The organism is Acidovorax sp. KPB24-07 (assembly GCF_057543315.1).
Map to the genome: position 1 here is coordinate 1 of NZ_BAAJYS010000634.1, position 1,419 is coordinate 1,419.

Genomic DNA, 1,419 nt, shown 5'->3' on the forward strand with positions numbered 1-1,419 from the left:
CACGAACTCGTCGCCGCCCAGGCGGCTCACGGTGTCGTGCGTGCGCACGGCCTGCAGCAGCCGCGCCGCCACCGAGCGCAGCAGCCCGTCGCCGATGTGGTGGCCCAGCGTGTCGTTGATGGACTTGAAGCGGTCCAGGTCGATGAACAGCACCGCCACACGCTCGCCCGTGATGGCGGCATGCGCGATGGCCGCCTGCAGCCGCTGCACGCACAGCGAGCGGTTGGGCAGCTCGGTGAGCACGTCGTGGTGGGCCAGGAACTGGATGCGCTCCTCGTTGCGCTTGCGGTCGGTGATGTCGATGGCGATGCCGATGTGGTTGGCCACGGCGCCGCCCTTGCCGCCCTCGCGCACCGCCGACACCATCAGCCAGGCCGGGTAGGTCTCGCCCGAGCGGCGCCGGAACCGCACCTCGCCCTGCCAGGACTCCTTGTCCAGCAGCGTGCGGGCGATGCGCGCGCCCAGCGGCGGCTCGCCCGGCTCCTCCAGCAGGAAGCCCAGGTTCTCGCCGATCACCTCGTAGAAGTCGTAGTGCGTGCTGCGGCAGAACGCCTTGTTCACGCTCAGGATCTTCTGGTCCGCCGCCATGATGATGATGCCCTCGGACGAGGCCTCGAACACCTTGGCCCACAGCTCCAGCCGCTGCTCCATCACCTTGAGCACGTTGATGGGCGTGAAGGCGGTCAGCATGGCATCGCGCCCCTGGAAGTGCAGGCGCCGGGCCGACAGCACGGCCCACAGCGGCTCGGCGCTGCCCTTCCAGCGCACCTCGAACTCGTCCACCACGCCCTGGTCGGCCAGGCGCTGGAAAAAGCGTGCGCGCACGCCCGGCTCCATGCCCGTGCGCCAGGGGTCCAGCGTGGTGCCGTTCAGCCACAGGCCGGCCGGGGCGTTGGCGTGCAGCACCTCGTGCTCGGGCACCGAGGTGACCACCATCGGAATGGGCAGCGCCTCCACCAGCTCGCGCTGGGCCTCGGCGGCGCGCGCGCTGGCGGCCAGCTCCTGCTGCAGCACGCGCTCGCGGTCGAGCTGCGCCAGCATGCCGTTGAAGGCCGTCACCAGCCGGCCGATCTCGTCGCGGCTGATCCAGTGCGCGCGCAGGGTGTGGTCGCCGCTGCGGCGCACCTCGTCGGCCACACGGGCCAGCTGCTGCAGGGGCTTGGCGATCTGCCGCGCCACCAGCGTGACCAGGCTCAGGATGCAGCCCAGCAGCAGCACGGCCGTGCCCAGGTGCAGCCACATGCGCGCGAAGAGGTCGTCCACCCGGGCGTAGAGCAGGCGGTCGAGCTGCGCCGTGCCCTGCACCCACGCCGTCTGCAGCGCGCCCAGCAGCGCACGCTGGCGTGCGGGCAGCTCGGCCGCGGCGGTGCGCCCCTCGCCCTGGGCGATGCCCTGCAGCAGCGCCTGCAGGTCGTTGCC

At 71.9% G+C, this 1,419-nt stretch carries 1 protein-coding gene; it reads right to left on the reverse strand.

Annotation, left to right across the window (positions count from 1 at the left end):
- A partial coding sequence (locus tag AC27IQ_RS24565; RefSeq protein ID WP_487091147.1) for a diguanylate cyclase domain-containing protein occupies positions 1-1,419 on the reverse strand: 1,419 nt, incomplete at both ends.